This is a genomic window from Micromonospora sp. NPDC005173 (assembly GCF_040608515.1).
Lineage (GTDB): Bacteria > Actinomycetota > Actinomycetes > Mycobacteriales > Micromonosporaceae > Micromonospora.
On the sequence record NZ_JBEXIK010000001.1, the window covers coordinates 376,326 to 399,473 of the forward strand.

Genomic DNA, 23,148 nt, shown 5'->3' on the forward strand with positions numbered 1-23,148 from the left:
TGCCGAGGAGACCGATCGGCACCGGCGGCCGACATGTGATGGAGGAGGCGCACCCATGACGTCCGAGGGCCCGCACCGCCCCGGCCAGGAGCCGGACGAGGTGTCACCGGGCGCCGGCGGACCGGCGCCGTACGGCGACCGCCCGGCGCAGCCGGACAACGGTTACAACGCCGCCGGCCCCGACCTTGGCTGGGCGCCCCCACCGCCGACCGGGCAGAACCCATCGGCACCGGCCTGGGCGGCCCAGTCGGAGCAGCCGCCGAACCCCGCCTGGGGTTCCGGCGCCGCGCCGCAGCCCTCCGACCCGCCCCAGCCCGCCTGGGCCACCGGCGGTGGTGCGAACGACGCGCCGCAGCAGCCCGGCGCCTGGCCCGCCAGCGGTGGCGCACCGGACCACGCGCAGCCCGCCCCGTGGGCTGGGCAGCAGCAGGGCTGGACGCCAGCCGAGCAGAGTGCCCCCACCTGGGCCGCGGCTGCCCCCGAGCAGCCCGACTGGGCGCAGGCCCAGCCGGCTGCCGCGCGGGGTGCCGCGCAGGTGCCGCCGGCCACCGCCGCCTGGCCGGCTCAGGAAGACCCGGCCCGCTCCGGCGGCTGGAGCACCGACTCCCAGCAGGACGACCAGGCCCGCTCCGGCGGCTGGGGCGGGGCGGCGCAGGCCAACCCACCGGCCGCTGACTGGCGCGGCGCCGAGTCACAGCAGCCCGAGTCCGCGCAGGCCGGCGGCTGGCCCGGCGGCATCGGTCAGCAGGACGACCCGGCCGCCTCCGGCGGCTGGGCCACCGGCGCTGCCGCGCGCGACGACCAGCCGGTGTGGACGCCGGCCGAGCAGTCCCCCCAGACCTGGGGCCAGGCCGCCGAGCAGACCGAGCAGCCGGCCCCCGGCTGGGGGCAGGCCGAGCCGGCCGCGGCACGTGGCGCGGCCCAGGTGCCGGCACCGGCGGCAAACTGGCCCAGCCAGGACGACCCGGCCCGCTCCGGCGGCTGGGCCGCACAGCAGCAGCAGGCGCAGCCCGGTGGCTGGGGCGACGGCGCTGACGTGAAGCAGGACGAGGCCGCGCAGCCGGCCGCCTGGGGTGGCGCCGAGAGCCGCCCGCAGCAGCCGGACTGGGTGCTCTCGGCCCAGGACCAACCGGCCGAACGGCCGGAGCAGGCGGGATGGACCCCGGAGCAGGCCGGCACCCCGGCGCGGGCCAGCGCCAGCGTGCCGGGCAACGACGGGACGCCCGCCTGGGCCGCCGCCCCGGACAATGCCGCCCAGGGCAGCGCCGCTGTGCCGGCCACCCAGCCGTGGGCACCCGGCGAGGTGTGGGGTCGCGCCGAGGCGGAGGCCTCCGCCCAGTCCCGCGGTGGCTGGGAGGCCGACCGGGGCGACGAGCCACCGGCCTACCAGCCCGGGCCCGCGCCGGGCATCTCGCCGGCAAACGCGGTGCCGCTGCCGCCACAGGAGCAGCGCGTACCGGGTGCCAGCCTGGCCGCCGCCCCGCCGGTCGACTACGCGCCACCCGCCCAGTTCGCCGCGATCCCCGAGCAGCCGGCGTACGCCGAGCAGCCGGCGTACGCCGAGCGGGAGCAGCCGGACGCCCCCGCGCAGTACGAGGCCGAGCCGGCCGGTTGGGGCCGGGCCGAGGATGCCTCGGCAGGCGCTGCGGTGGTGCCCGCCCCGCGTACCTCTCCGGAATCCGGAGCGGGCCGTGCGGTCGTACCGGTGCCGGAGGCCGAGTCGGCGGCCGGCGCGGTGGGCCGGGCCTCGGCGAGCGCCTCCGTGCCACTGGCCAGCCGGGTGATGCCCCCGACCGACCAGGCCATCCGGCCGGCCGGCGCGCCCGCGCCACAGCCCCGGGTGTACGGCCGTCCGGCGCAATCCGAGCCGGAGCAGGCAGCGCCGGAGGCGTTCCAGGCCGACCCGGGCATTGAGCGCCAGAGCGCACCGGACTGGCAGAACGGCCCGGCACGCCAGGAGGCACCCGACTGGCAGAACGGCTCCGACCGCCAGGCAGCACCCGACTGGCAGAACGGCCCTGACCGCCAGGCAGCACCCGACTGGCAGAACGGCCCTGACCGGCAGGCCAGCCCCGGTTGGGGCGGCGACTCCCCGGCCGAACCGCGCTTCGACGACCGGCCGGCGACTCCGAACGGGTTCGGTGAGGCGGCGTCCGCGCCGCCGGCGTTCCCGCCCGGTGTGCCGTCATTCGTCGACGCGCCCGGGAACAACCGGCCGGTGAACGGGGTCCGGCCGCAGTCCGGTGCCGAGCGTCCGGCCGACCGGTTCGGCCCCGCTTCTCCGGCCGCCGGCACCGCCGCGGTGAACGGCACGCCGGGCTTCGGCGGCCCCGGCTTCGGCGGACCGGGCTTCGGCAGCGGGCCGGCCACCGAGCCGGCACCGGGCGCCAACTTCGCGGCGGCCTTCCCGTCGGCGCCCCAGCAGGCCGCGCCGGCCTGGGGTCAGCAGGCCAGCGAGTCCGACCAGGGCCGGTTCGACTCGTTCAAGCCGGACGCTGAGGAGCCGAAGGCAGAGCCACCGGTGCCGAAGGTGCGCAACGGCCGGGTGCTGGCCGCGGTGCTGATCGCGGCGGTGCTCATCCTGGCGGTGCCGCTCGGCCTGCTGATGCTGCTCGGCAAGTTCGGCGGCGGGAACGAGGCACCCAGCTTCGACCCGGCGGTCGGCACGTGCGTGAAGCAGTCCGGTCAGGGCGCCTCGGCGGCGGACTGCGGCGAGGCCGGCGCGTTCACGATCGTTTCCAAGGTGGACGCGAAGGACAAGTGCACCGACACGACGCAGCCGCACGTGGTGCTGCCCGGCGAGGGCACCAACCGGGTGCTCTGCCTCAAGCCGGCCACCAAGTAGATCCACCGACGGCGGGGCCACGGGAATCCGTGGCCCCGCCGTCGTCGTACGCGGGGGTGGCCTGGATCTCGGCGGCTCGCCCCCTCTGGCCGACCGTCAGCCGATGGTCAGGCACGATGGAGTCATGAGCGCACGAGTACGGGCCCCCGAGCTGCGCGGTCGGGGCTGGCTGAACACCGGTGGACGCGATCTCAAGCTCGCCGACCTGCGCGGCAAGATCGTCCTGGCGGATTTTTGGACCTTCTGCTGCATCAACTGCCTGCACGTGCTCGACGAGTTGCGCCCGCTGGAGGAGAAGTACGGCGACGTGCTCGTCGTGATCGGCGTGCACTCGCCGAAGTTCGAGCACGAGAAGGACGCCGACGCGTTGGCCGCCGCCGTGGAGCGGTACGGGGTGCACCACCCCGTGCTCGACGATCCCGAGCTGGACATGTGGCAGCAGTACGCGGCCCGGGCCTGGCCGACCCTGTCGGTGATCGACCCCGAGGGGTACGTGGTGGCCACCATGGCCGGCGAGGGGCACGCCGAAGGGCTGGCCCGGCTGATCGACGAGCTGATCGCCACCCACGAGGCAAAGGGCACCCTGCACCGGGGCGACGGCCCGTACGTCCCGCCACCCGCGCCGGAGACCACGCTGCGCTTCCCGGGCAAGGCGGTGCTGCTGCCGGACGGCAACCTGCTGGTCTCCGACTCGGCCCGGCACTCCCTGGTCGAGGTGGCCCCCGACGGTGAGACGCCGGTGCGCCGGATCGGCTCGGGCGAGCGGGGCCGGGCCGACGGGCCGGCCGGCGCGGCGACCTTCTCCGAGCCGCAGGGGCTCTGCCTGCTGCCCACGCAGGTCGCCGAGGTCGCCGGCTACGACCTGGTGGTCGCCGACACGGTCAACCACCTGCTGCGCGGCGTACGCCTGGCGTCCGACGAGGTGGTCACCGTCGCCGGTAGCGGCCGGCAGTGGCGGGCCACGGTCGACGACCACCCGCACGACGCGCTCGCCGTGGACCTCTCGTCCCCGTGGGACCTGGCCTGGTACGACGACAAGTTGATCATCGCGATGGCTGGCATCCACCAGCTCTGGTGGTTCGATCCGATCAAGCGGACCGCTGGCATGTACGCCGGCACCACGGTCGAGGCGCTGCGCGACGGCCCGCTGGCCGAGGCGTGGATGGCGCAGCCGTCGGGGCTCTCCGTCTCCGCCGACGGCGCCCGGCTCTGGATCGCCGACAGCGAGACCAGCGCCGTCCGGTACGTCGAGAACGGGGAGCTCGGCACCGCCGTCGGGCAGGGCCTGTTCGACTTCGGGCACGTGGACGGGCCGGCGGAGTCGGCGCTGCTCCAGCACCCGCTGGGCGTGTGTGCGCTGCCGGACGGCTCGGTACTGATCGCGGACACCTACAACGGTGCGGTCCGCCGCTTCGATCCGGCCACCGGCCAGGTGTCCACGGTCGCCGACGGGCTGGCCGAGCCGAGCGATCTCGTGCTCACCCCCGCCGGCGAGGTGCTGGTGGTGGAGTCCGCCGCGCACCGGCTGACCCGGCTCGCCCCGGGTGCGCTGTCGGCGGCGGGCGCCAGCACGGTGGACGGCCCCCGGCACCGCACCGAGCGGAAGCCGACCGACATCGCGGCGGGCGAGGTCACCCTGGACATCGTCTTCACCCCCGCGCCCGGGCAGAAGCTGGACGAGACGTACGGGCCGTCGACCCGGCTGGTGGTCTCCGCGTCCCCGCCGGAGCTGCTGGTGGAGGGCGCCGGCACGGGCACCGAACTATCCCGCCGGCTGGTGCTCAACGGCGAGGTCACCGGCGGGGTGCTCCAGGTGACCGCCCAGGCGGCGACCTGTGACGCGGACGTCGAGCACGCCGCCTGCCATCTGACCCGGCAGGACTGGGGCGTCCCGGTCCGAGTGGTCGACGGCGGGGCGGCCCGGCTCCCGCTCGTGTTGCGCGGCCTGGACGCCTAGCTGTTGGGCAGGGCCCCTTGGACGACGGAATCCGATGTCCAAGGGGCCCTTCCATTCATGCGAACGGGGCGAGCGGGATGCCGGCGTCGATCAGCGTGGCGCGGACCAGTTCGGTGGCGGAGACCGCGCCGTGGGTGTCCCCGTGCACGCAGATCGAGTCCACCGGGCAGGGAATGACGGTGCCGTCCACCGCCACCACGGTCCGTTCGGTGGCCATCCGTTCCGCCCGGTTGGCCACCTGTTCCGCGTCGGTGATCAGCGCGCCGGGTGTGCCGCGCGGCACCAGTGCCCCGTTGGGCAGGTAGCCGCGGTCGGCGAAGCCCTCGGCGACGACCGGCAGGCCCGCACCGACGGCGAGCTGGGCGAGCACCGAGCCGGGCAGGCAGAGCACGGGCATCTCGGGGTCGTGGCCGGTGACCGCGGCGACCACCGCCGCCGCCTGCGCCTCGTCGGTGCTGGCCACGTTGTAGAGCGCCCCGTGCGGCTTGAGGTAACGGACCCCGGTGCCGAACAGCCGGCAGAACGCGTCGAGCGCGCCCAGTTGGTAGGTAATCTCGTCGCGCAGCTCGGCGAAGTCGTACGCGATGCGCCGCCGGCCGAAGCCGGCCAGGTCCCGGTAGCCGACCTGCGCGCCCACCGCGACCCCGCGCCGCGCCGCGCCCTCGCAGACCCGCCGCATGGTGGACGGGTCGCCGGCGTGGAAGCCGCAGGCGACGTTGGCGGAGGTGACCAGGTCCAGCAGCGCCTCGTCGTCACCGAGCCGCCAGATGCCGAATCCCTCGCCCAGGTCAGCGTTGAGGTCCATGGAATCTGACGGTAGTACCTGGCCGGGCCTGCGCGAGCGGGGTCACGTCGGTGACCACCCCGATAACCGGGTATCCGCCGGTGGTCGGGTGGTCGGCGAGGAAGATCAGGGGTTGTCCGTCCGCCGGCACCTGCACCGCGCCGAGCACGATGCCCTCGCTGGGCAACTCGCCGGCGACCGCGCGGGGCAGCGGCGCGCCGGCGAGCCGCGCGCCGACCCGGTTGCTCACGGGGCTGACGGTGTACGCGGCGCCGAGCAGCCGGTCGAGCGCGGTCGGAGTGAACCAGTCGTCGCGGGGGCCGGGGCGCAGCGTCAGGTGCAGCTCCGGCGGGGGTGCGGGGCCGACGGTCAGGTCCACCGGCGCGGGTTCGCCGAACGGTTCGCCGAGCGGCAGCCGGTCGCCGTCACGCAGCGGGGGCGGGCCGAGCCCGGAGAGGGTGTCGGTGGCCCGGCTGCCGAGCACCGGCGGCACGTCGATCCCGCCCGCCACGGCCAGCCAACTCCGTACGCCCCGACGGGCCGGGCCGATCCGCAGCACCGTGCCCGCCGGCACGGTGAGCGGGCGTCCAGCGTCGCCGGGTCGGTCGCCGGCCCGGACCGGCACCTCGGCGCCGGTGACCGCCACCGTGGTGGCCCGGGTGAGCCGCAGCACGCAGCCGGTCAGGGTGATCTCCAGGCCGGCGGCACGCTCCGGGTTGCCGACCAGGCGGTTGGCCAGCCGCAGGGCGGCCGGGTCGAGGGCGCCGGACCGGGGTACGCCCAGGTGCGCCCATCCGGGCCGGCCCAGGTCCTGCACGGTGGTGAGCGGGCCGGCGCGGAGCACCTCGATCTCGGCGGGCCGGGTCATGCCGCCGCCAACCGGACCGGGGTCCCCGGGCCGAGCAGGGCCGGCGGGTCGGCGTGCACGTCGAAAAGAACCAGGTCGGTCCGGCCGACCAGCAGCCAGCCGCCCGGGGACGCGCCCGGATAGATGCCGGCGTACGGGCCGGCCAGGGCGACCGAGCCGGCCGGCACCCGGGCGCGGGGGGTGGCCAGTCGGGGCAGCGCCAGTTCGGCGGGCAGCCCGGTCAGGTACGGGAAGCCGGGGGCGAAGCCGCAGAAGGCGACCCGGAACGGGGTGCCGGTCAGCCGCCGCAGCACGTCCGGCACGTCGACCCCCCAGTGCTCGGCGACCGCCGGCAGGTCCGGCCCGTCGAAGTCGACCGGGACGACCACCTCTCCACCGTCGCCCGCCCGGCCCACGTCGCCGCAGCCGTCGCGAGCGCCACGTGCGCGGTCGCTGGCGGCGACGGCCCTCGAGACCGTCGGCGCCCAGTGGGAGAGCAACTCGGCCGTTGCGGCCGGGTCGGGTACGCCGTCGAGCAGGACGGTGCTGGCCGCCGGCACGATCTCGATGGCGATCAGTTCGCCCTGCTCGCGACGCCGCCACAGCTCGGCTCTCCACGCCTCGACCAGGGCAGACTCGGGCACGCCGGTGGGGGCGGTGCAGTCGAGCAGCAGGGCGTGCGCCCCGACGGGTCGGATCCGCATCCGCTCATCCTCGCCGATGTCGTGCCGGCGAGGTGTTCACGGCGACGGTGCCTGGCGTCACCAGGCCGACTACTTGAAAGTAACCTACGGTGCCGTAACCTGGAGACGTGACCACCTCCGCTCCGCTCCGACTGAAGCCGGTCGACATCGGTAAGCCCAGGATGCGCGGCTGGCTGCACACGTACGCCTTCTTCGTCGCCCTGGCCAGCGGCATCGTGCTCTGCTCGATCGCCGCCACCCGCCCGGGGTGGGCACCCCTGGTGAGCTGCGTCATCTACAGCCTGACCGTCTGCGGGCTCTTCGGCACCAGCGCGCTGTACCACCGTCGGGTGTGGTCGGAGCGTGGCTACCAGGTGATGCGCCGGATGGACCACTCGATGATCTTCGTGTTCATCGCCGGCACGTACACGCCGTTGTGCGTACAGCTGCTCGCGCCGCGACAGGCCACCCTGATGCTGGCCCTGGTCTGGGGTGGCGCGCTGGCCGGCGTGGCGCTCAAGTTGGTGTGGCCGCACGCGCCGCGCTGGGTCTCCGCACCGCTCTACCTGGCGCTCGGCTGGGTGGCGGTGGCCATGCTGCCGGAGATCCTGCACAGTGGCGGCGTCGCGGCCCTGGTGCTGCTGATCGTCGGTGGCGCGATCTACAGCGTGGGCGCGGTCTTCTACGCGCTCCGCCGGCCCAACCCGTGGCCGACCGTCTTCGGTCACCACGAGTTCTTCCACGCCTGCACCCTGCTGGCCGCGCTCTGCCACCACATCGCGATCTACTTCGCACTGTTCGCCTGACCGCACGGCGACCCGGCGCGAGCCCGACCACGGCGCGAGCCGGGACCTGGCACATGCGAGCCGGGGCCCCGCGACGCTGCGGGACCCCGGAGTGTGCGTGCGGGACTCAGATCGGACGGCCCGGCCGGCGCACCTCGCGGTACTCCCGCATGACCTGGTCATCCTGGATCGGCGCCACCCGGTCGGCCACGACGCGGTCCCCACGGACCGGTGCGGCGACCACCGTGCGGCGGCGGCTGTTCCAGAAGTAGACGGTGGCGAGCAGGCCGGCGACACCGGCCAGCATCAGCACCCAGCCGACCACGGCCAGGTTCAGCCAGCCCAGGTCTGCCTCCACTGCGAACGCGAAGATCGCGCCCAGCGCGATCAGAAAGATGCTGCCACCAATGCCCATGTCTCGCTCCTCGGCTCTAACCTGGCGTACGGCCCGCCGCGGCCGTCGGTAGGGGTGCGGCACCCATCGACTTACCCCGGCACGGAGATCGCCAATCGGGCAAGCTGAGGGCATGACGGACACCCCAGCCGAGACACGGACACTGGTGCTGCTCCGGCACGCGAAAGCCGAGCAGGGCAGCGACAGTACGGACGACGCCGTGCGGCCGCTCACCGCACGGGGGAACGCGGACGCGGCGGCGGCCGGCGCCTGGCTGGCTCACCACGGGTTGCTGCCCGACGTGGTGATCTGCTCGACGGTCCGACGCACGCGGCAGACCTGGCACGGGGTGGCGATGGGGATGACCGGTTCACCGCCGGAGGGCGGGCCGGCCGGTCCCCGCCCGACCGTCCACTACGAGCCGGGCGCGTACGACGCCCACCCCGAGGAGTTGTTGGCGCTGGTCCGCACCGTCGACCCGGCGGCCCGGACGGTGCTGCTGATCGCCCACAATCCGGGCATCTCGCTGCTCTCCGCTCTCCTCGACCCGGAGGGGACGGACGGGGAGGGGTTGCGCACCGCCGAGCTGGCGGTGCACCGCAGCACGCTCGGCTGGGCGGAGCTGGACCGGGCAGGGGCACCGATCACCGCTCGGCACACCGCACGCGACTGAGCCACCCGTCGATGGTCGGCGGGTGGCTCAGGCGTACGTGGCTCAGGAGGGTGGCGCGGTCGGCGGCGGCGGGTCGGGCGGCGGCGGCATCATCGCCGTCGGATGCGAGAGCCGATTCTCCTCCACGATGAGGGTCCGGGCCCGCTTGCGCCGGTCCTGCCAGAACCAGAGCGTGGTCAGCAGCACGGCCAGCCCGGCCAGGATGAACACCCAGCCGACCGCCCGCAGGTCTATCCACCAGACGTTGGCTCTTATCGCGAACGTCAGGATGGCGCCGATCGCGATGAGAAAGATGCCGCTTCCTACACCCATGTGCGCTGCACTCCCCCGTGCGGTGGCTCTGGGCGTTCTCTGTCGTGGACACGCGACGATTACCCGCCACGCAGGCCACCTACCCGACCGGGCCTCGCCGAATACGGGACGGACGGCCCTCCGGCGACCCCGGCATTCGCCGCTGCCACCCGGCCCGGGACGGGACCACGGCACGGAAGCGCAGACGGCTCCGGGGGTGTCCCCACGGACGGCACCGACCCGGACATGCCGACGGCCGGCGGGACAATTGCCCCGCCGGCCGTTGGTGTCGGTGCCGGGTGGTGCGAACCGGAACCTTCAGGCGTGCCGTGGCACGGTCAGAAGGCCTCTTCCGGGAGGTCCATGATGTCGAGGTCGGCGCCCTCGATGATCCGCCGGTCCGCGCCGATGCGCGGCAGCACCTCACGGGCGAAGAACCGGGCGGCAGCCACCTTGCCGGTGTAGAACGCCTTGTCGGTGGTGGAGACCTCGCCGGCCAGCGCCTTCAGCGCCACGTCCGCCTGCTTCTGCAGCAGCCACCCGACCACCAGGTCGCCGATGGCCAGCAGGAAGCGCCGGCTGCTCAGCCCGACCTTGTAGAGCGCGCGGGTGTCGCCAGCCTGCGCCTCGCCGAGCCAGCCGGTCATGACGCCGAGGATGTTCTGGACCTCGACGAGCGCCTTGCCGAGCGCCTGCCGCTCCTCCTTGAGCTGGCCGTTGCCCGCCTCGGAGGAGATGAACTCCTGGATCTCGCTGGCGACCGCCATGAGCGCCTTGCCGTTGTCCCGAACGATCTTGCGGAAGATCAGGTCGAGGCTCTGGATGGCGGTGGTGCCCTCGTACAGAGTGTCGATCTTGGCGTCGCGGACGTACTGCTCCAGCGGGTAGTCCTGGAGGAAGCCGGAGCCGCCGAAGGTCTGCAGGGCCTCGTGCCCGAGCATCTCGTACGCGCGCTCCGAGCCGACGCCCTTGACGAGCGGCAGCAGCAGGTCGTTGACCCGCTTGGCCAGCTTGGTGGCCTTCTCGTCGCCGGCCGCCTCGGCGATGGCGACCTTGTCCTGCCAGGTGGCGGTGTAGAGGACCAGGGCACGCAGACCCTCGGCGTACGACTTCTGCAGCAGCAGCGAGCGGCGCACGTCCGGGTGGTGGGTGATGGTGACCCGCGGCGCGGTCTTGTCCGTCTGCTGGACCAGGTCGGCGCCCTGCACCCGGTTCTTCGCGTACTCCAGGGCGTTGAGGTAGCCGGTGGAGAGGGTGGCGATCGCCTTGGTGCCGACCAACATCCGGGCGTACTCGATGATCATGAACATCTGCCGGATGCCGTCGTGCTTGTCGCCCAGCAGCCAGCCCTTGGCCGGTACGCCGTGCTCGCCGAAGGTCAACTCGCAGGTGTTGGAGACCTTCAGGCCCATCTTGTGCTCGACGTTGGTGGTGTAGACGCCGTTGCGCTCACCCAGCTCGCCGGTGTTCTCGTCGAAGTGGTACTTCGGCACCACGAAGAGCGACAGGCCCTTGGTGCCAGGGCCACCGACGCCCTCCACGCCCACCGGGCGGGCCAGCACGTAGTGCACGATGTTGTCGCTCAGGTCGTGCTCGCCCGAGGTGATGAAGCGCTTCACGCCCTCGATGTGCCACGTGCCGTCCGGCTGCTGGATGGCACGGGTACGGCCGGCACCCACGTCCGAGCCGGCGTCCGGCTCGGTGAGCACCATGGTGGAGCCCCACTGCTTGTCGATGAAGAGCTTGGCCCACCGCTTCTGCTGCTCGGTGCCCTCGACCTCCAGCACGTGCGCGAAGGACGGACCGGAGGCGTACATCCAGATGGGGGCGTTCGAGCCGAGCACCAGCTCGGCGAGGGCCCACCAGAGGGCGCGCGGCGCGTTGGTGCCACCCAGGTGCGGCGGCAGGTCCAGGCGCCAGAACTCGGAGTCCATGAATGCCTGGTAGGACTTCTTGAACGACGCCGGCAGCGGCGCGGTGTGCGTGACCGGGTCGAAGACCGGCGGGTTGCGGTCGCTGTCCGTGTAGCTGGCGGCCAGGTCCTCCCGGGCGAGGCGGTCAAGCTCGGAGAGGAAACTGCGGGCGGTGTCGGCGTCGAGTTCCGAGTACGGCTCCTGGCCGAACGCCTGGTCCGCCCCGAAGACCTCGAACAGGTTGAACTCAAGGTCCCGCAGGTTGCTCTTGTAGTGGGTCATGCTCGCTGGCCCCGCTTCCGGACAGGTGTTACCGATCAGTAACCCCGACTGTATTACTCGCGGGTAGGCAGCGACAAGCGGATCACGTAAGTGACGGCCATTACACACTCGCCCCGAACCGGGGGCGGACGCGTCGGCGGTCAGCTCTCGGTGGCGCCGACCTCCCAGCTCGGCACAGCCGCCGCCACACCGGTCCGCGCGCCCACGTACTCCATCAGGACCAGCGCGATGTCATCGTCGAGCCGGCCGTGCACCCACTCGACCAGGGCAGCCTCCAGCGAGGCCAGGCCGTCGGCGACCGTGCCGTGGCCGAGCAGCCGCCAGGCCCGGTCGGCGGTGGGGAAGAACTCGCCATCCCGTCGAGCCTCGCCGAGACCGTCGGTGAACAGCAGCAGCCGGTCACCGGGCTCCAGGCGTTCCACCCGGGGGCGGACCACCGGCATGAACCCGAGCGGGGGTGCCGGCGCCGGCGGCTCCAGCGGGATCACCGCGCCCCGACGCAGCAGCAGCGGCGGCGGATGCCCACAGTTGACGATGGTGAGCGTGCCGCCGCGCTCTTCCACCAGCGCCGCGGTCACGAAGTCCTCGTCGCCGACGTTGCGGGCCACCGCGCGGTCCAGATCGGCGACAACGGCGCGCAGGTCGGCCCGCTCGTAGGCCACGTGCCGGTAGGAACCGAGGACGATACTGGCCAGCCGGACGGCGTCCAGGCCCTTGCCGCGCACGTCGCCGATGATCATGCGTACCCCGTACGGCGTGTCGATCGCCTCGTACAGGTCGCCGCCGATCTGAGCGGTCGCGGTGGAGGAAATGTAGCGGCCGGCCACCGAGAGCGTGCCGACCTGCGGGCCGAGCGGACGAAGCACCGCCTGCTGGGCCACCGAGGCGAGCTTGGACAGCTCACCGATCTGCTCCGTCTGCCGCTGCCGCACCGACGCCACCGCCACGGCCAGCCCGGTGGCGAGCGCGACCGCGAGCACGTTGACCGAGGTGACCAGGAACATCTTCGGCTCGACCACGGCGAAGCCGGCCCCGATCAGGGTCGCTGCGGTGCCGACTCCCAGCACCACCGGCCAGGATGCCAGGGCGGCGGCGAGGAACGGGGCGCCCACCAGCAACGCGATGTAGTGCGCCGGGCGACCGTCCGCCAACTCCACAGCCGAGACGATCGCGAGCAGAACGAGGGCCGCGCCGAGGCCGGCGCGGGATCCGGGGCTCAGCGGGCGACGGCCCGACTGGAGGAGTCGCGTGGGTACGAGGGACAGCATGCCTGATCCGCGTGAACGGTTGAATGAACCTGGCCCCTCGTCCGAGGAGGTTCTGTCCGCCCGGCTCGGCTGTTCGGCCAGATCGGCGTCAGCCACGCCGGTCAGCCGAGTACCTCGTACCTGACGGTGAGCGCGCCCACGTCGACCGAGGCGATGGTGGCGAACGCGGCCCGGGAGAGGTCCAGGCAGCGGCCGTCGATGAACGGGCCGCGGTCGTTGATCCGCACCACGACCGACTTGCCGCTGTTCGGGTTGGTCACCCGGACCTTGGTGTTGAACGGCAGGGTCTTGTGCGCCGCGGTCAGCTCGTTCGGGTTGAACGACTCGCCGTTGGCGGTGAGCTGCCCCTCGGAGTAGAAGGAGGCACCGCACGAGCCGCTGTCCAGCACCTTCGGCGCCGCCGTGGTCTTCTTCGCGGTCGGGCTCGCCTTCGGCGCGGCGGTGCGGGCCTTGTTCCGGGAGGCGGCCTGCGGCGACCGGCTGGCTGACGGGCTGGCCGTCACGCTCGGCGAGGCGCTGGCGCTCGGAGAGGCGGCCGGCGAGCTGGGGGCGAGACTGCCGGCGGCGACGGTCGGGGCGAACTCGATGGCGGCCGGCCCCGGCTGCGCGGAGCCCGAGGTCAGCTGCACGGCACCGACGGTGCCCCCGACGGCGAGGGCGACGCCGACCGCCGCGGTGGCCGCGATGCCCGCCGGAGAGGAGAAGATGCGGGTACGGGAGTGCCTACCAGCCACCGGCCCGGTCCTTTCGTCGACTGAACAAACCGGGTCGGACCGTAACGAGAGAAGCACTTCCGAAGTCAACGTGATCATTGGGATATGCCCGCATTTGCACTGGTACGTGTAGCCGATCATCCGAGTCGGGATGGGCCGGCCGGCCCGGGTGCCGACCCGCCGGGCACGCGTACCGCAGGATGGACGAATGCCCGCTGACCTGACCGAACGCCTCACCACCTTGTTCCGGTGGATCGACCCCGGGCCGGGCACCAGCCACCTGGTCAGCGACATCTCCGGTTGGTGGCGGGACCCGGGGGTGCTGACCGAACTGGGACCGGCCCTCGTGGCGCCGTACCGGACCGCCCGGCCGACCGTGGTGCTCGCCCCGGCGGTCACCGGGCTGCTGCTCGGGCCACTGGCCGCCACCGCCCTCGGTGTCGGCTTCGTGGCCGCGCACAAGACCGGCGACGGGCGGCTCCCCGCCGGGCCACTGACCTGGGCGCAGAGCCCGCCGGACTACCGGGGCCGGCAGGTCGACCTGGCCGTGCGGGACCGACACCTCGGCCCCGGCGACCGGGTCCTGGTGGTGGACGACTGGGTGCGCACCGGGGCGCAGATCCACGCCCTCTACGACATCTGCGCGGCGCGCGGCGCAGAGGTGCTGGGCGCCTCCGTGGTGGCCGTCGACTGCCCGCCCGAGGTCGCCACCGAACTGCGGATCACCGGCCTGATCGCCGGTGCGGATCTGCCGGCTTGACCTGAACCTCGGTTCAGGTCAGACGATCGACGCATGAGTAATGGGATTCTCGACGAGGCGTACGAACGGCTGCACCGCACCGGCCCCGAGTACGAGGGCTGGCTGTCCAACCACGGGCCGATGGCGGTCGAGGCACTGGCCCGGCACGGGCACGAGCAGCGGGTGCACCGCTGGCTCGACGACTACCTCGGTCGCCTCGACGAACTGCCTCGGGGACTGCGCCCCCTCGACGACTGGCGGGCGGCGCTGGGAGACCCGAAGCGGGCTGGCGACTGGCTGGCCTACTTCGACCGGGAACTGCGCGAGCACCCGTGGCGGGAGGTGCTCGGCACCTGGTGGCCCCGGCTGCTGCCCGGCATCGCCGCCGGCGCCACCCACGGCGTGATCCGGGTCGGGCACGCCGTACGCGCGCTCGACTCGGCCGATGAGAACCCGCAGCGGGTCACCGAGCTGGGCCAGGCACTCGGCTACTGGGCGGCCCGCTGGCAGCCGGTCCCCGGCACCGACCGGCTCCTCGACCCAGCGCGTGTCCCCACCGGGCCGAACGTTGACGGCCTGGACGTGGCCACCGCGCTGGCCGCGCTGCCCCGGATCGAAGACCGCTCCGGGGGCATCCGGGACCGGCTGGGTCGACTGTCGGGCGTACCCCGATGGGAGCCGGCGCTGGCGGCGCTGCGCCCCGCGCGGACCCCGGCCGAGGCGGAACGGGAGCTGACCACGCTGGTGCACCGGGCCGGCCTGGACTACCTGCGCTTCGGGCACGCCGCGCCGGTCATGCTGGTGCACGCGGTCACCGCGCCGACCGCGGTGCTGCGTACCCTGCCGGCACTGGATCGGGCGCTGTGGGCGCCGAGCCTCGCCGCGGCCTGGGCCGCGACGGCGGCCGTGACCTCGGTGTACGCCCCAGCGGACGGGATCACGGCGCCGACCGTGCCGGCCGCGACCCCGGCGGAGGTCTTCGACCGCGCGGCCCGGCACGGTGACGCGCACGTGGTCAAGCTGGCCGATGCGGTGCTCGACGCGCACGCCGCCACCGGAGACGATCGGCTGCTCGCGGCCGCCGGCTACGCCGGGCAGCTGATCTGACAGGGCGGGCGTAATGCGGCGGCGGCGCGGGCCGCGCTGGCCTAGCCTCGGCAGGATGTGGCCTCGGATCGGTGAACTGCGCGCGCTCGCCCTCGGCACCCCCGGCGAGCTGCGGGCGACCCTGAACACCCTGGTGCTGGCCGGCGTGAAGACCGCCACGGCCGGTCGGCTCGCCGAGTACGCCGAAGAGGGCGAGGAACTGGAGCAGGTCGGCGAACGGCTGGCCCTGGTCGACGACGACGACGCACTGGCCGGCGTCGTGGAGATCACCGGCGTCGACGTGGTCCGCTTCGCCGACGTGCCGTGGGACTTCGCCCGCTCCGAGGGCGAGGGTGACCGCTCGATCGAGGAGTGGCGGGCCGGCCACTCGGCCTACTGGGCGCGGCTCGGCACCCCGGTCGACGACGACACCCCGATCGTCTGTCTCCGGCTGCGGCTGGTCTCCGGCGGCGAGGGCGGCGTGGCCGGCGGCGACCTCGGCACCTGATCCTGCGCCGCTGACGGCCTGGCAGGGCCGCTGGCGCTGTGTCCGCGCCGCTGGCTGCTACCGGGTCAGCGGCGCAGCTCCGGGAGCAGCCGGGTCGCCACGTCCGCCAGGACGGCCTCGTCGCCGGCGTACCAGCTGCTGGCCCGCGGCCAGTGCGTCACGACGTCGGTGAAGCCAAGGTCGGCTGCCCGGCCGACCTGGTCGGTGAAGAACTGCGCGCTGCTGAGCGAGAAGACCGGCGCCGCGTCCAGCGACAGGTAGCGGTCCAGTGTGGCCGGGTCGCGGCCAGCCTCATCCAGCGTCCGGTCCATCCGCGCGGACAGCGCCGACACGGTGTCCCACCAGCCGTCCACGTCGTCGGCCTCGGTGCCGGTGGTCACCCAACCCTGGCCGAACCGGGCCACCAGCCGCATCGACCGCGGCCCGTTGGCGGCCACCACGAACGGCACCCGAGGCTGCTGCACACTGCCGGGGTTGTTGCGCGCGTCCACCGCGGCGAACCAGTCGCCACGCCAGGTGGTGCCGTCCTCTCGCAGGATCAGGTCCAGCAGCTCGGTGAACTCGGCGAACCGGTCGACCCGCTGGCGCGGCGGCAACGTCTCGCCGCCCAGCACCGCCGAGTCGAACCCGATGCCGCCCGCGCCCAGGCCCAGCAGCAGCCGACCGTCGGACACGTCGTCCACCGTGGTGATCTGCCGGACGAACGCGGCCGGGTGCCGGAAGTTCGGCGACGCCACCAGGGTGCCCAGCCGAATCCGGGAGGTGACGGTCGCCGCGGCCGTCAGCGTGGTCATCGAGTCGAACCACGGCCCGTCCACCAGGTCCCGCCAGCCCAGGTGGTCGTACGTCCAGGCGTGGTCGAAGCCCCACTCGTCGGCCTGCCGCCAGCGACGCTGCGACTCCGCCCAGCGCTGGTCCGGAAGGATCACGATGCCAATCCGCATGATCGCCAGCCTAGCCGCGCCAGCCCGCGGCCGCGCACGTCACACCAGGGCTCCGGAGGCGTCAGCCGAACTTGCAGCCGCAGGTGGTCGGGGCGCTACCGAAACTCGCGCACGACCTCGATGAGGCCGACGATGTGGGCGTTGAACTCGGCCAACTCCTCCGCCGGCACCCACAACTCCAGGATCGTCCTGCCACCCGCCTGTCGTACCGGGTAGCGGCGCAGGAACTCGGACTCGACGTGGAAGCGGGTCACATAGCCGACGCCCGAGCTGGGGACGTTCCAGTCCCGGGCGATCATCACCGCGTACTCCTCGTTGAGCACCGGATAGAAGATCGGCTGGTCCGGCAGGCGCGGCGGCCACTCACGCCACCCCGACCCGCGTACGAGCTCCAACTCGGCCGGCCCCGTCGGGCGCCACAGCACCGTCGTACCGCCACCGCTGCTCATCTCGCCTCTTCCGTTCGGGTTCGTGGGAGCACGGACGGTACCGGCGGGCGGGGGACACGCACCACCTGATTCGAGGCCCTGCCCTTGGATCATCACGAGTGGCCGCCCGGCCCCGGCGGGGCGCCAGCGGCGCCGGTTCTTCGCTACCGTTCCGCTGTGGATCTACGGTCGCAACGGGTCGACACGGTACGAGCGTTCGGCACCGTGTCGCTGGTGGCCGGCTTCATGACGTCGCTGCTCACCATGTCGTCCGGCTACGACGGGCTCAAGCCCCACATCCTTGCTGCCTTCCTCATCCTGACCGGCATCGGTCTGCGGATAGAGGCGGCGATCACGGACCGGAAGTCGTAGTTCCACCGTTCCGGCTGGACCGTAACCTCCCAACCATGTCCGTCGATCCTGCCGCTGCCCGTGCGCCCCTGGGCCGACGGCCGCGTGCCGTCTGCGCGGCAGCGATCGTGCTCGCGGTGATCGTGCCGTCCCTGGTCATTCGCGAGCTGGCCGAGGCCCGATTCGGCGACGGGCCGATGGCCGACTTCAGCATGATCGCGCTGCCGGTTGCGGTGACCGCCTGGCTCGCGCCACGCGCCTCCTACCGAAGACGCGATGCCCTGCTGTGGCTGGTCGGCCCGGGTATCTACATATTCGCGGTGATCGCCTGGCGGCTGGCCTTCGCGCCCTACCGCGACTGGACGCCCCGCCCGGATGAGATGTCCCGTATGCGCTGGCGGCGCGGCCCCGATCACGCCGGGCTGTGGTATCTGCCGAGGGATGGCCGCCACCCTGGCCGGCCATCCGAGAATGGTCCCGCGCTCTAGCCTGGCCGGTGGCGACCCTGGAGCAGCTTGAGCGGGACGTGTGGCCGGATCCTGGCTCCGACGCCAGCTTTCTCGCCAGTTGATCAACTGGCATCGGTTGGGACAGTTGGGTCGTCACCCCGCTCCACATGATGTGACCACCGTCACGTTGACGCCCTGTAGGCATTCTTCGGTTGGTACCGACCCATCGGTGAGCAGGCACCCGGGCCGGGTGTCGCCCAACGGGAGAGGAACCAGACAAGATGACGAAGGTGACCGCTCAACTGTCGGTGTCGGTGGACGGGTTCTACGCCGGCCCCCGCTTCAGCGGCGACGGCAACTGGATGGATTCGGCCGAGAGCGCCGGATTCTTCCGGGTCACCCGCTGGGCGACCAACGCGATGGCATGGCGCGAACGGCAAGGTTTTGCCGGCGGAGAACAGGACACCAACTCCGAGGTGGTCGCCGAGTCCTTCGGGGCGGCCGGCGCGTACGTCATGGGGCGGCGGATGGCCGACGGCGGTGAGGTCCCCTGGGGCGAGGTGCCGCCGTTCCGCGCGCCGGTCTTCGTCGTCACGCACCGCCCACGCCAGCCCCTGCTGCGCGGAGGCGGCACCAGCTTCACCTACGTCACCGATGGTGTGGCCAGCGCCGTCGAACAGGCGCGCGCCGTGGCCGGCGGCAAGGACGTCGCCGTGGCCGGAGGCGGCAGCATGGTGCGGCAGGTACTCAAGGCTGGCCTGCTCGACGAGTTGGAGCTGCACGTCGTACCGGTCGTGCTCGGTACCGGTCTACGGCTCTTTGACGCGGACCTCGACCTCGACGAGAAGGAGGCGATCGAGCTGACGCCGACCCGCGTCCTCCACACGCCGCAGGTCACCCACATCCGGTACACGGTGGGTGGTCGCGCTCCGCTCGTGCTCGACGATCGGGGCAGCGGCGGCGGCCCGACGGTGACGGAGTGACCCTCAGCGACGGTGTGGCGATCCTGGCACGCGGGTGGCAGCCCGGCGCAGGGACGGCGCAGCGGGCGTGGTGAGCTGATCGACATGGTGGACCGTGGAGCGGCTCATGCCGGGCGCTGACAAAGAAGCTGGCAGACAAGGCGTAGTCAGAAGCATCCTGGCGATCAGCAGCCTCAGCGGAATCGCCATCGTCGCCATCGTGGCTCTCATCGTCCTCTGCTGCTGCGCCCCCTCGCTGTGGTACCGGTCCCTCTCGCCGGACCTGCCCTTCAACTGATCCCGGCACACGATCCCGTGCAATGGAGTGTCAACACGAGGGCGCCTACAGGCGTGACAGCACCAGCAACCTGTTGCCATCGGGGTCCGTAACCCGGGCGGACCGCTCACCCCACGGCTGGTCAACCGGCTCCTCGGTAACTGTTGCGCCGCCCGCACGCAGCACGTCCACGGCTGCGTCGCAGTCGTCGGCGTAAACACACAGTTCCCAGCGGTGCGCGAGGGGAGGGCCGCCGGCCTTCGGGTCGGCGGCCAGGCCCAGCTCGCTGTTACCCAGTCGCAGTGCGACGAACTCAGGAGCGCCGTCCTCCGGGAACCGGTAGGTCAGCTCGAAGCCGACGACATCCCGATAGAACGCGATCAGCCTTGGCAGGTCGGTCGTAGTCACGATCGGAAAAGCCTCGGTGAACACGGAACCACCTCCAAGCCGGACATTAGCCGGTGTCGGTGCCCACCGGGAACAACCACGATCGCTCTCAGCAGTGTCATCGCCTGGTCAGAGCAGACTCAACCGGTCGAGTGCTCATCTCGCCCCTCCACCAGGCCGCCCACGTGTTGTCCGACGCCCCGGTAACGGGCCACCGCCCGTGGCAGACCGTCGTCGTGGACCGCTTGGCCAACCTCATGGTCGACGGCCTGCATCCCGGTTTCGGCGAAGACGACGCGGGCGAGCGCGTACGCCCTCGCCATGGCGGCATGAGCGCTGGCCGCGGTCGTCGTGTACCGGTAGGGGACTTCGATAGAAGCGGAACTACCGGCGTACCACAGTTGCCGGGCGGGGTCTTCGAGCCACAACTCAAGGTGTGTCGGGTACCGATCTTCCTCAGCTGGGCCGATCTCCTGCTGTGCCCGCATGACGATCCGTCGCCAGGCAGCTTCCTGCTCGTCCGTGAGGTGAAGTGGTCGCAGTTCGTCGCCCTGGCCGTCATCGTCTCGACCTGGCGGGAGGAAGCCGATGTCGTATCCCATGCAGGGACAGTAGGGCGGAAGCCCTAACCTGCGGACCTACCTCTACAGCACATGCCAAGATCCCCCCGTGCTCCGATCCATTGAAGTCAAGACCGTCCTGGCCCTCCCGGCTTCGCCCTTCCACAACCTCCACTGGCGCGGCAGGCTTGCGCTGAGCCTCGACTGCTTCGTCTGCCAGCGCGTCGACCGCACCACCATCTTCGAGCTGGGAGCGGAGCGGGCCGTCTGCTCGGGCGACAAGGAGACCAGTCAGCATTACACCGCCGGACGCATCGCCGCCTTCGACCACACAATCGAAGGTGAGCAAACCGGCCTGCGAGCGGTGGTGGACTACTGGTGGGCCCCCTTCCACGACGCGAAGAGAGATCAACCCGCCGCCGCCCTCACCCGAACCCCCTGGGTCCGGCACTACCTCGGCTACTACTGCCCAGAGCAGCAGGAGTCAGGGGAACTCTCCACCCAGACGAACCTCGTCCGACCAGCCGCCGGATCCTGCGAACACTGTTCCGCGCCCATCATCGAGAGCCACGAGGCGCCCCATATCCGGCTCCTGACCTAGCGCCTTTCTCAAAGAATCGAGCAGGTAGCGGGCACGACAGCTGCACGACCGGCATCGGTCACCCGGTCAGGGGACGAGATCAGCGGTCGTGTGCCAGTTCCTCAACCTCAGCGAGGCTGGTGACGCGATCACACTCATCTTCTGTCAACTTGTTGATCAGGCCTTGGCGGCCTGAGCCTGCCTCGTGGTGGGCAGCGTGCCGGCAACGAGATCGGGTAGCAGGAGTTCGTAGCCGACGCGGGCCCTTGGCGAGTAGCGGCCACGAGTGCGAGCTACAGCAGCCGCGACCCTCAGCGCGTGTTCGTTTCCAGGCGGGACGTGTGGTCGGTCCACCTCTCGCGCTCCAAACCGCATTCCCTGGTAAAAGCCGCACGTTTCGCACGCGGCCGGTCCCTTGGTCAGCCTGGACCTGCAGTCGGGACAGACCAAGCGATCAAGTGCAGCGTCCACGGTCCGCCACTCTTGATCCGCCGGGTTGTTCGCCACGAGCCAAGCCAGCTCGGCTTCGTCCGGGGAGGCGGGGTCGATGTCGATGTCGTGCAGCAAGCTTTCCCATGCTCGGTCCAGCTCGGCTTCGATCTTCGTAATGACCTCGGCCAGGAGAACACTCCGCCATCTCGGGACAGGATCAGCCACAGCAGCAATCGTGGCAGCGCGGTGTTCACGGTGCGAGTGCATGGGTTGGGAGGAGCGCAAGAAGTCCACGAAGCCGGCGGCGGCTTCCTCGGACACGGGCAGCAAGGGCAAGAAGCGTGGCCCGTGGCCCATGGATGGCCCGCCCGGCGCTGCTGGCCGCAGGAACGTCGAAGGCCCTGGCTGGGACTCACGTCCTGACCAGGGCCTATCGCTTGGAGCGGGTGACGGGAATCGAACCCGCACTGTCAGCTTGGGAAGCTGATGTTCTGCCATTGAACTACACCCGCAAGCGGCACCACTGTACCCGAATCACCGAACCCGTGCACCCAGGTACCCCCGCGCGCCGGTCCACCGCACCGGCCTCGCCGCACGGGTCACGGACGATCACCCCTTGGCCGTGTACCGCGCGGCGTAGCTCTCCCGCGTACCACCGGTGCCGGCTCCGTCACGACGGAGCCGGCACCGGTGTCTTTCCCCAGGACCGGGTCGGTGGGCCGCGGTCAGGCGGCCGATCGCTGGACGTCACGGCTGCGACGGACCGGGCGGCTCTGCGGTACGGCGGTCTGCTCGGACGCCGCGGGCGGGGCGTGCGGGTCGAGCCAGACCTGAACGGCCGGCCCACCGGGAGCGCCACCCGGGACACCGGCGCTGTGCTGCTCGCGGCGGGCCAGCATCGCCACGTCGACGGTGAACTCGAACAGCCGCCAGTCGACCTGCGGGGCCGCCCGGGCACTGCGCGCCAACTGGGCCACCCGGGCCGGGTCGGTCACCGGCCAGGCGCGCCCCGCCACGTACGCCTCGTCGTCGCTCTCCTCCGGGGGGAACGAGTGCAGCGCGTAGCGGCCGTCCCGTTCGAGGTCGCGGCGCTTGGGCGAGTCGACGATGAAGCAGAACAGCCCTTCGTCGGTGATGACCGGGGAGACCGGATGGACCCGGGGCCCGCCGTCGGCGCGGACCGTGGCCAGGTAGCCGAAGCCCGGCCCGTACTGCTGGAGGAGAACGCGGATCCCGTCGGCGAGTCGGGGCTCGTCGGCGGCGAAATCGGACCAGGAAGCCATGCAGGCATTCTATCGAACAAATGTACGAGTAGCGACCTCGACGCGCTGGTCACCGGCACCGGATCCGGCAGTTGCCGCCAACGCCGCTATGGTGGTCTGATGCTGCTCTCCGACCGCGACCTGGTCTCCGAGATCAAGGCCGGCACGCTGGGCCTGGAGCCGTTCGAGCCCACCCTGGTCCAACCGTCCAGCATCGACGTACGACTCGACCGGCTGTTCCGGGTCTTCAACAACCATCTCTACACGCACATCGACCCCGCCATGCAGCAGGACGACCTGACCTCGGCAGTGGAGGTGCCGGACGGCGAGCCGTTCGTGCTGCACCCGGGGGAGTTCGTGCTCGCCTCGACGCTGGAGGTCATCTCGCTCGGCGACCAGCTCGCCGGCCGGCTGGAGGGCAAGTCGAGCCTGGGCCGGCTCGGCCTGCTCACCCACTCCACCGCTGGGTTCATCGACCCGGGCTTCTCCGGTCACGTGACGTTGGAGCTGTCGAACGTGGCGAACCTGCCGATCACCCTCTGGCCGGGCATGAAGATCGGGCAGCTCTGCATCTTCCGGCTCTCCTCGCCGGCCGAGCACCCGTACGGCTCGGTGGTCTACGGCTCGCGCTACCAGGGTCAGCGCGGGCCGACGCCGAGCCGCGCCTGGCAGAACTGGCGCGCCTGGCCCACCCGCTGACTCGGTAGGGCACGACGGACAGACGACGGGGGCCCGCCGCGACGGATCG

Annotated in this window: 26 protein-coding genes and 1 tRNA gene; 12 read left to right on the top strand and 15 right to left on the bottom strand. The window is 72.2% G+C overall.

Annotated features, from left to right (window positions below):
* Positions 1 to 55: 55 nt before the first annotated feature.
* Positions 56 to 2,845 (top strand): hypothetical protein, encoded by a 2,790-nt coding sequence (locus ABZV00_RS01835; RefSeq protein ID WP_355600973.1) that lies wholly within the window; start codon positions 56 to 58, stop codon positions 2,843 to 2,845.
* Between the two features lie 124 nt (positions 2,846 to 2,969).
* Positions 2,970 to 4,802 carry an NHL domain-containing thioredoxin family protein gene (locus ABZV00_RS01840; RefSeq protein ID WP_355600975.1) on the top strand — a complete coding sequence of 611 codons (1,833 nt, stop codon included), beginning with the start codon at positions 2,970 to 2,972 and terminating at the stop codon, positions 4,800 to 4,802.
* 55 nt (positions 4,803 to 4,857) lie between these two features.
* Here ABZV00_RS01840 and ABZV00_RS01845 read toward each other — a convergent pair whose 3' ends face one another.
* The 3 genes from ABZV00_RS01845 to ABZV00_RS01855 are packed head-to-tail and all read right to left on the bottom strand — an operon-like array spanning position 4,858 to position 7,137.
* Positions 4,858 to 5,607, bottom strand: a complete 750-nt coding sequence (locus ABZV00_RS01845; RefSeq protein ID WP_355600977.1) for a 5-oxoprolinase subunit PxpA — start codon at positions 5,605 to 5,607, stop codon at positions 4,858 to 4,860.
* Positions 5,591 to 6,454, bottom strand: a complete 864-nt coding sequence (locus ABZV00_RS01850; protein ID WP_355600979.1) for a biotin-dependent carboxyltransferase family protein — start codon at positions 6,452 to 6,454, stop codon at positions 5,591 to 5,593. Before ABZV00_RS01850 ends, ABZV00_RS01845 begins: the two co-directional genes overlap by 17 nt.
* On the bottom strand, positions 6,451 to 7,137 hold the full coding sequence (locus tag ABZV00_RS01855; protein WP_355600981.1) for an allophanate hydrolase subunit 1: 687 nt from the start codon (positions 7,135 to 7,137) through the stop codon (positions 6,451 to 6,453). Before ABZV00_RS01855 ends, ABZV00_RS01850 begins: the two co-directional genes overlap by 4 nt.
* Before the next feature lie 107 nt (positions 7,138 to 7,244).
* Between ABZV00_RS01855 and ABZV00_RS01860 the strand changes: the two genes are divergently transcribed.
* Positions 7,245 to 7,922 carry a hemolysin III family protein gene (locus tag ABZV00_RS01860; RefSeq protein WP_355600983.1) on the top strand — a complete coding sequence of 226 codons (678 nt, stop codon included), beginning with the start codon at positions 7,245 to 7,247 and terminating at the stop codon, positions 7,920 to 7,922.
* A gap of 106 nt (positions 7,923 to 8,028) precedes the next feature.
* Here the strand turns inward: ABZV00_RS01860 and ABZV00_RS01865 are convergent, their stop codons facing one another.
* Positions 8,029 to 8,316, bottom strand: coding sequence for a DUF6458 family protein (locus ABZV00_RS01865; RefSeq protein WP_355600985.1), 288 nt, complete (start codon positions 8,314 to 8,316; stop codon positions 8,029 to 8,031).
* 112 nt (positions 8,317 to 8,428) lie between these two features.
* Between ABZV00_RS01865 and ABZV00_RS01870 the strand changes: the two genes are divergently transcribed.
* A complete protein-coding gene (locus ABZV00_RS01870) occupies positions 8,429 to 8,968 on the top strand; it encodes a histidine phosphatase family protein (RefSeq protein WP_355600987.1) in 540 nt (179 codons plus the stop codon).
* A 42-nt stretch (positions 8,969 to 9,010) separates the two neighbouring features.
* Here the strand turns inward: ABZV00_RS01870 and ABZV00_RS01875 are convergent, their stop codons facing one another.
* From ABZV00_RS01875 to ABZV00_RS01890, 4 genes are all read right to left on the bottom strand, one after another.
* Positions 9,011 to 9,280, bottom strand: a complete 270-nt coding sequence (locus tag ABZV00_RS01875) for a DUF6458 family protein (RefSeq protein ID WP_074315731.1) — start codon at positions 9,278 to 9,280, stop codon at positions 9,011 to 9,013.
* Positions 9,281 to 9,597: 317 nt separating this feature from the next.
* Positions 9,598 to 11,454 (bottom strand): acyl-CoA dehydrogenase, encoded by a 1,857-nt coding sequence (locus ABZV00_RS01880; protein ID WP_328422224.1) that lies wholly within the window; start codon positions 11,452 to 11,454, stop codon positions 9,598 to 9,600.
* Positions 11,455 to 11,594: 140 nt separating this feature from the next.
* Positions 11,595 to 12,722, bottom strand: coding sequence for a PP2C family protein-serine/threonine phosphatase (locus ABZV00_RS01885; protein WP_355600989.1), 1,128 nt, complete (start codon positions 12,720 to 12,722; stop codon positions 11,595 to 11,597).
* Positions 12,723 to 12,823: 101 nt separating this feature from the next.
* On the bottom strand, positions 12,824 to 13,456 hold the full coding sequence (locus ABZV00_RS01890; RefSeq protein ID WP_355600991.1) for a septal ring lytic transglycosylase RlpA family protein: 633 nt from the start codon (positions 13,454 to 13,456) through the stop codon (positions 12,824 to 12,826).
* A gap of 187 nt (positions 13,457 to 13,643) precedes the next feature.
* Here ABZV00_RS01890 and ABZV00_RS01895 point away from each other — a divergent pair, with 187 nt between their 5' ends.
* From ABZV00_RS01895 to ABZV00_RS01905, 3 genes are read left to right on the top strand one after another with little or no spacing between them, the layout of a single operon-like run.
* Positions 13,644 to 14,195: a phosphoribosyltransferase family protein gene (locus tag ABZV00_RS01895; protein WP_355600993.1), complete on the top strand. Its 552-nt coding sequence runs from the start codon at positions 13,644 to 13,646 to the stop codon at positions 14,193 to 14,195.
* 33 nt (positions 14,196 to 14,228) lie between these two features.
* Positions 14,229 to 15,281 carry a questin oxidase family protein gene (locus ABZV00_RS01900; protein WP_355600995.1) on the top strand — a complete coding sequence of 351 codons (1,053 nt, stop codon included), beginning with the start codon at positions 14,229 to 14,231 and terminating at the stop codon, positions 15,279 to 15,281.
* A 55-nt stretch (positions 15,282 to 15,336) separates the two neighbouring features.
* On the top strand, positions 15,337 to 15,768 hold the full coding sequence (locus ABZV00_RS01905) for an ASCH domain-containing protein (protein WP_355600997.1): 432 nt from the start codon (positions 15,337 to 15,339) through the stop codon (positions 15,766 to 15,768).
* 65 nt (positions 15,769 to 15,833) lie between these two features.
* Here ABZV00_RS01905 and ABZV00_RS01910 read toward each other — a convergent pair whose 3' ends face one another.
* Positions 15,834 to 16,712 (bottom strand): LLM class flavin-dependent oxidoreductase, encoded by an 879-nt coding sequence (locus tag ABZV00_RS01910; protein WP_355600999.1) that lies wholly within the window; start codon positions 16,710 to 16,712, stop codon positions 15,834 to 15,836.
* A gap of 95 nt (positions 16,713 to 16,807) precedes the next feature.
* The gene (locus ABZV00_RS01915; protein ID WP_328422211.1) at positions 16,808 to 17,161 is read right to left on the bottom strand and encodes a hypothetical protein; all 354 of its coding nucleotides are present in this window, start codon (positions 17,159 to 17,161) and stop codon (positions 16,808 to 16,810) included.
* Positions 17,162 to 17,317: 156 nt separating this feature from the next.
* Here ABZV00_RS01915 and ABZV00_RS01920 point away from each other — a divergent pair, with 156 nt between their 5' ends.
* From ABZV00_RS01920 to ABZV00_RS01930, 3 genes are all read left to right on the top strand, one after another.
* Positions 17,318 to 17,512, top strand: coding sequence for a hypothetical protein (locus ABZV00_RS01920; RefSeq protein ID WP_355601001.1), 195 nt, complete (start codon positions 17,318 to 17,320; stop codon positions 17,510 to 17,512).
* Positions 17,513 to 17,547: 35 nt separating this feature from the next.
* On the top strand, positions 17,548 to 17,979 hold the full coding sequence (locus tag ABZV00_RS01925; RefSeq protein WP_355601003.1) for a hypothetical protein: 432 nt from the start codon (positions 17,548 to 17,550) through the stop codon (positions 17,977 to 17,979).
* Between the two features lie 242 nt (positions 17,980 to 18,221).
* A complete protein-coding gene (locus ABZV00_RS01930) occupies positions 18,222 to 18,923 on the top strand; it encodes a dihydrofolate reductase family protein (protein ID WP_355601005.1) in 702 nt (233 codons plus the stop codon).
* A 322-nt stretch (positions 18,924 to 19,245) separates the two neighbouring features.
* Here ABZV00_RS01930 and ABZV00_RS01935 read toward each other — a convergent pair whose 3' ends face one another.
* Complete coding sequence (locus ABZV00_RS01935) at positions 19,246 to 19,611, bottom strand: VOC family protein (protein WP_355601007.1); 366 nt, start codon at positions 19,609 to 19,611, stop codon at positions 19,246 to 19,248.
* Positions 19,612 to 19,706: 95 nt separating this feature from the next.
* Complete coding sequence (locus ABZV00_RS01940) at positions 19,707 to 20,168, bottom strand: hypothetical protein (protein WP_355601009.1); 462 nt, start codon at positions 20,166 to 20,168, stop codon at positions 19,707 to 19,709.
* Positions 20,169 to 20,235: 67 nt separating this feature from the next.
* On the opposite strand from ABZV00_RS01940, the gene ABZV00_RS01945 reads away from it, so the two are divergent.
* A complete protein-coding gene (locus ABZV00_RS01945) occupies positions 20,236 to 20,727 on the top strand; it encodes a hypothetical protein (protein ID WP_355601011.1) in 492 nt (163 codons plus the stop codon).
* A 156-nt stretch (positions 20,728 to 20,883) separates the two neighbouring features.
* Here ABZV00_RS01945 and ABZV00_RS01950 read toward each other — a convergent pair whose 3' ends face one another.
* The 3 genes from ABZV00_RS01950 to ABZV00_RS01960 all read right to left on the bottom strand — a co-directional run bounded on the left by ABZV00_RS01950 (position 20,884) and on the right by ABZV00_RS01960 (position 22,421).
* On the bottom strand, positions 20,884 to 21,459 hold the full coding sequence (locus tag ABZV00_RS01950) for a hypothetical protein (RefSeq protein ID WP_355601013.1): 576 nt from the start codon (positions 21,457 to 21,459) through the stop codon (positions 20,884 to 20,886).
* Between the two features lie 117 nt (positions 21,460 to 21,576).
* Positions 21,577 to 21,650: transfer RNA gene (locus ABZV00_RS01955), tRNA-Gly, on the bottom strand.
* 213 nt (positions 21,651 to 21,863) lie between these two features.
* Complete coding sequence (locus ABZV00_RS01960; protein WP_355601015.1) at positions 21,864 to 22,421, bottom strand: pyridoxamine 5'-phosphate oxidase family protein; 558 nt, start codon at positions 22,419 to 22,421, stop codon at positions 21,864 to 21,866.
* 99 nt (positions 22,422 to 22,520) lie between these two features.
* Between ABZV00_RS01960 and dcd the strand changes: the two genes are divergently transcribed.
* Positions 22,521 to 23,099, top strand: a complete 579-nt coding sequence (gene dcd / locus ABZV00_RS01965) for a dCTP deaminase (RefSeq protein ID WP_328422181.1) — start codon at positions 22,521 to 22,523, stop codon at positions 23,097 to 23,099.
* The last annotated feature ends 49 nt before the right edge of the window (positions 23,100 to 23,148 follow it).

What these genes read in the sequence shown, in the direction of transcription:
- ABZV00_RS01940 (WP_355601009.1), bottom strand. Translation starts at nt 20,168, where the DNA reads ATGGGATACGACATCGGCTTCCTCCCGCCAGGTCGAGACGATGACGGC.
- ABZV00_RS01870 (WP_355600987.1), top strand. Translation starts at nt 8,429, where the DNA reads ATGACGGACACCCCAGCCGAGACACGGACACTGGTGCTGCTCCGGCAC.
- ABZV00_RS01865 (WP_355600985.1), bottom strand. Translation starts at nt 8,316, where the DNA reads ATGGGCATTGGTGGCAGCATCTTTCTGATCGCGCTGGGCGCGATCTTC.
- ABZV00_RS01915 (WP_328422211.1), bottom strand. Translation starts at nt 17,161, where the DNA reads ATGAGCAGCGGTGGCGGTACGACGGTGCTGTGGCGCCCGACGGGGCCG.
- ABZV00_RS01910 (WP_355600999.1), bottom strand. Translation starts at nt 16,712, where the DNA reads ATGCGGATTGGCATCGTGATCCTTCCGGACCAGCGCTGGGCGGAGTCG.
- ABZV00_RS01850 (WP_355600979.1), bottom strand. Translation starts at nt 6,454, where the DNA reads ATGACCCGGCCCGCCGAGATCGAGGTGCTCCGCGCCGGCCCGCTCACC.
- ABZV00_RS01845 (WP_355600977.1), bottom strand. Translation starts at nt 5,607, where the DNA reads ATGGACCTCAACGCTGACCTGGGCGAGGGATTCGGCATCTGGCGGCTC.
- ABZV00_RS01925 (WP_355601003.1), top strand. Translation starts at nt 17,548, where the DNA reads ATGTCCGTCGATCCTGCCGCTGCCCGTGCGCCCCTGGGCCGACGGCCG.
- ABZV00_RS01875 (WP_074315731.1), bottom strand. Translation starts at nt 9,280, where the DNA reads ATGGGTGTAGGAAGCGGCATCTTTCTCATCGCGATCGGCGCCATCCTG.
- ABZV00_RS01885 (WP_355600989.1), bottom strand. Translation starts at nt 12,722, where the DNA reads ATGCTGTCCCTCGTACCCACGCGACTCCTCCAGTCGGGCCGTCGCCCG.
- ABZV00_RS01960 (WP_355601015.1), bottom strand. Translation starts at nt 22,421, where the DNA reads ATGGCTTCCTGGTCCGATTTCGCCGCCGACGAGCCCCGACTCGCCGAC.
- ABZV00_RS01855 (WP_355600981.1), bottom strand. Translation starts at nt 7,137, where the DNA reads ATGCGGATCCGACCCGTCGGGGCGCACGCCCTGCTGCTCGACTGCACC.
- ABZV00_RS01880 (WP_328422224.1), bottom strand. Translation starts at nt 11,454, where the DNA reads ATGACCCACTACAAGAGCAACCTGCGGGACCTTGAGTTCAACCTGTTC.
- ABZV00_RS01900 (WP_355600995.1), top strand. Translation starts at nt 14,229, where the DNA reads ATGAGTAATGGGATTCTCGACGAGGCGTACGAACGGCTGCACCGCACC.
- ABZV00_RS01835 (WP_355600973.1), top strand. Translation starts at nt 56, where the DNA reads ATGACGTCCGAGGGCCCGCACCGCCCCGGCCAGGAGCCGGACGAGGTG.
- ABZV00_RS01905 (WP_355600997.1), top strand. Translation starts at nt 15,337, where the DNA reads ATGTGGCCTCGGATCGGTGAACTGCGCGCGCTCGCCCTCGGCACCCCC.
- ABZV00_RS01930 (WP_355601005.1), top strand. Translation starts at nt 18,222, where the DNA reads ATGACGAAGGTGACCGCTCAACTGTCGGTGTCGGTGGACGGGTTCTAC.
- ABZV00_RS01840 (WP_355600975.1), top strand. Translation starts at nt 2,970, where the DNA reads ATGAGCGCACGAGTACGGGCCCCCGAGCTGCGCGGTCGGGGCTGGCTG.
- dcd (WP_328422181.1), top strand. Translation starts at nt 22,521, where the DNA reads ATGCTGCTCTCCGACCGCGACCTGGTCTCCGAGATCAAGGCCGGCACG.
- ABZV00_RS01895 (WP_355600993.1), top strand. Translation starts at nt 13,644, where the DNA reads ATGCCCGCTGACCTGACCGAACGCCTCACCACCTTGTTCCGGTGGATC.